This window comes from Lentzea indica, from assembly GCF_012184385.1.
GTDB classification, from domain to species: Bacteria; Actinomycetota; Actinomycetes; order Mycobacteriales; family Pseudonocardiaceae; genus Lentzea; species Lentzea indica.
In genome coordinates, this window is record NZ_VSRL01000448.1 from 1 (window position 1) to 3,688 (window position 3,688).

Genomic DNA, 3,688 nt, shown 5'->3' on the forward strand with positions numbered 1-3,688 from the left:
AGGTGGCTGAACGAGATGCGGGGCGCGGCACCGTCGACGCCCAGCAGCCGCGCGTGCGGGCGCAGCTTCTCGTTCCAGCCGTCCCACGCATCGGCGTCGTGGCTGGAGAACGACGCCGCCACCAGGTCCATGCCCTTGCTGTCGCTGACCGCGAACAGCAACTGCTCCAGCCCGCTCATGTACCCACCTCCGCGGCCTGCGGGCTGTCGACGAGCCCGCACATCGACAGCAGTGCGAGCAATGGTCGCAGCACACGGGCCGGCCGGACACCGCGCGGGAACAGGTTGTTGCCGTCGGCCTGGGAACCCGTCGCGGACACGACGTGCAGCGTGCTGCGGCGGAACCGTTCGAAGACGTCGAGCATCGGCCTGGCCTCGTAGCGGTCCAGGAACGCGTAGACGTCCCTGCTCTCCTCGCGGAACACGTCCGCGTCCAACGGCTCGCGCAGGTCCTCGCGGCGGATCCAGTGGTCGACGGGATGCTCGTAGCGCAGTTCGTCCGCCTTGGTCAGCACCACCGCCACCGGAAGCTTCCGCATGTCCTCGCGGCGGCCCATCCGTTCCAGGGCACCGGAGAACGCCGGGTTGCTGTTCATCTCCTGGGCTCCGCGCAACGCGGGAATCGCGCCGGCCGGGTGGTCGACGAACATCAACGCGGTCGCGCCGAGCACGAACTGGCCGCCCAGCGAGTGCGGCCCTGACTGCACGAAGTCCTCGCCGGCCACGTCGAAGAACACGATCGGCCGGGTGATGCCCGAAGCCGTGCGCACCAGGAGATAGGTGGCGAAGTCCTCCTTGAGGTCCTTGGTGGCGTTGAGCTTGTTGCCGCGCATGAGCTGTTCGATCTCGCGCTGGAACGCCGCGTGCCGCAGCTCGTCGGCCGGTTCGAAGGTCAGCCCGTGGTGGCGCAGGTCGCCCCGCAACGCCTCGTGGATCATCGCGGTCAACAGGTGGGTCTTGCCCGACGCGTGCCGGCCGACCATGCCGATCACCACCGGATCACCGTGGTCGCGGTGCGAGACCGGCAGGTAGTGCTCGTGGTTCTCCTTGCCGGGGTTCGGGCACCTCACGTAGCACCGGGCGCGGCGGTCCTTGCGCTTCACCGGGTTGCTGATGCCGGAGAGATCCGCCTTCACCCAGCGGGCACCCTTGTCGTCGACCACCCGCCGGTACAGCTCGTCCTCGCGCCAGGCGAAGGACTCCAGGCAGATCGGGCACTGCACGCGCTTGCTCTCCGGTGCCGTCATCCGGCGATCACCGCCACGAGGGTCGCGATCGCCGCCACGACAAGGAAAACGACGATCGCCAACGGGACGAGAGAAACCTGCTTCGGCATCGGTGTCGCGCGCGGAGGCCGTGGCGCGGTTGGTTGCAGAACGGGTTTCTCCGCCGGTTTCGGTGGGCGCAGCTCGTCGAACCTGTCGTAGCCCCGCTTCATCGCGGACGTCACGTCGACCGGCCTGGGCAGCGGATCCCTGTCGTTCAGCCTTTCCAGCATCTGCGACGCGGTCGGGCGCTGGCGCGGATCCTGGTCGAAGACGCCTCGCAGCAACGACGCCAGCACCTCGGGTTGTGACGCCAGGTCCGGGGTGTCGCCGAGCGCGACGTGCTTGCCGGTGAACAGCTCGTAGACGACCCTGCCGGCAGCACGGACGTCGTGGCCGGGGTGCGCCACGGAACCGTTGCGGGACAAGCCGGAGCGTGCCACCTCGCCGGTGCCGACCGCGTGGTGCAGGTTCACCAGCTGGGTTGTCGCGCCGTCCCAGCACAGTGAGGACAGACCCACCGAGCCGTGCACGAGGCCGACGGCGTCGAGCTGGGCGAGGGCGCGGAAGAGGCCGATCATGAACCGGCGGCGTTCGTCGATCAGCAACGTCCGCAGGCCGCCGTCGACGCACTTGCCGATCGGCGGTTCCAGCAGCAGGAACGGATCCGCGGAGTCGAAGTCGTAGCCGACGATCCGCGGGAGTTCCCGCAACGGCTCCAGGTAGCGGGTGTGCAGCCTGGTCAACGCGCGGATCTCGTTGTCCAGCAGCATCTCCGCGACAGCGAGATCGGCGGGGCTGCCCTCGGGTGGCAACGACCTGAGCACCAACGTGCTGCCGTCGTGGGTTTTGACGCGGCCGGAGTCGAGTGCCGTGATCAGCCAGGAGGCCTCGCGGCCCGCCGGGTCCCTCCCGGCGAGCGGCTCGAAGTCCGGGGTCACCGCGGGTCTCCCTGGGTCTGTACCTCGCGTTCCACGTACCGCGCGAGAATCGGCGTGAGTCGCAGAGCGCCCACCGCGTCGCCCCTGGTGCGGATGACCTCGTCGGAACCGCCGTTGATCGGCGGCAGATCCATGTCCGCCGACGCGAAGTGCACGACCTTGGCGCCGTCCGCCTGCAGCAGGCGGACGTCCTCGGCCGCGCACAGCTGCGTCATGCGGCTGCGTTCGGTCAGCTGCAGGATCCGCCGCGACGACGCCGAGCTCTGCCACAGCGTCGCGGCGAGCCGGCGTCGCGGCCCGTCATCGGTGACGAACGCGGGCAGCTCGCGCAATCCGGCGTGTTCGAGGTGGTCGTTGTAGTCCTTCACGAGCTTCCGTGCCCGCGACAGGGATCCGCGCGAGTCACCGGACAGCTGCATCCGTGAGGCGATCGCGTCGAACGACGGCTGCAGCACCTCGAGCGTCATGGCCACGAGATCGTGGTGCAGCACCTCGGCGAGCCCGGCGGAGGAGTCGCCGCCGAACGCGTGCTCGCCGTCGGCGTCCTTGGCGTCCTCGATCACCTCGCTGAACACCTTGACGACGGCGCCGAGGCCGCCGGCCACCACCAGCAGCGAGTCCGCGAGGCGACGGCTGCGGTCGGCGGGCGACCAGCGCTCCTCGATCGTGCGCGACACCTGGTCGGACAGCCGTTCACTCGCGTTCGCGGCCTGCCGCAACGGCACCGCGTCCCGCCACCGGTCGACGATCCCTCGCCACGCCAGGTAGGCCGACACCAGCGAGATGACGACCAGCACGGCCAGAACACCCGCGCTGATCAGCGTGTCCAGTGACAGCTCTGCCGGGTGGCTCAGCCCGATCGCGGCGCCCACGACCGACGCGAACGCCATCGTGCCGAACCCCAGGCCCAGATCGACGTCGACGGGGGAGTGGGCCGCCAGCAACGCGATCAGTCCTGTCCACAACGGGATCATCAGCAGCAACGGCCATGCGGCCATCCCCGGCAGCGCCGTGCCCAGCAGGCAGGTCAGGAACATCACCGGCAGCAGGTACGTGATCGGCGTCGGCCACACCTTGACCGGCGGCGGTGAGATCAGGCCGCGCGCCCACGTCTCCAGGTCGGCGGCCGAGTCCTGCTCGGTCACCGCGAGACTGCGTGCGGTACCGATCTCGTCGCCCAGTCTGCGGGCCTGTTCGGCGATGCCGGGCAACGTGCGGCCGCCGATCAGCTCGGTCGTCACGGCCTTGCGCACCGCCTCGGCCATCTCCTCGGAGTTGACCGGCGCCGGCGAGGGGAGGCCCTGGTCGACCAGCTCGGCGGGTGGTGGACAGCCGTCGGCGAGGCTGGAGTCCACGTCTTCCAGCGCTCGACGCGCCACCTGGTAGTGCCGCCGCAGCGCGTCACCGGTCGCGGCGAGCCGGTCGAGCACGACTCGGCGGGCCCTGGTCAGGCCGAGGAGCCCGCGCCACGACCGCCACCGGT

At 70.1% G+C, this 3,688-nt stretch carries 3 protein-coding genes; all 3 read right to left on the reverse strand.

Annotation, left to right across the window (positions count from 1 at the left end; translation table 11 throughout):
- Positions 1-175: 175 nt before the first annotated feature.
- Positions 176-1,246 (reverse strand): GTPase domain-containing protein, encoded by a 1,071-nt coding sequence (locus tag FXN61_RS48100; protein WP_167980438.1) that lies wholly within the window; start codon positions 1,244-1,246, stop codon positions 176-178.
- A complete protein-coding gene (locus FXN61_RS48105; protein ID WP_167980439.1) occupies positions 1,243-2,205 on the reverse strand; it encodes a hypothetical protein in 963 nt (320 codons plus the stop codon). The genes FXN61_RS48100 and FXN61_RS48105 overlap by 4 nt, the downstream gene beginning before the upstream one ends.
- Positions 2,202-3,688, reverse strand: a 1,487-nt coding sequence (locus FXN61_RS48110) for a hypothetical protein (RefSeq protein ID WP_167980440.1), incomplete at its 5' end; no start/stop codon positions are given. The genes FXN61_RS48105 and FXN61_RS48110, both read right to left, overlap by 4 nt.

What these genes read in the sequence shown, in the direction of transcription:
- FXN61_RS48100 (WP_167980438.1), bottom strand. Translation starts at nt 1,246, where the DNA reads ATGACGGCACCGGAGAGCAAGCGCGTGCAGTGCCCGATCTGCCTGGAG.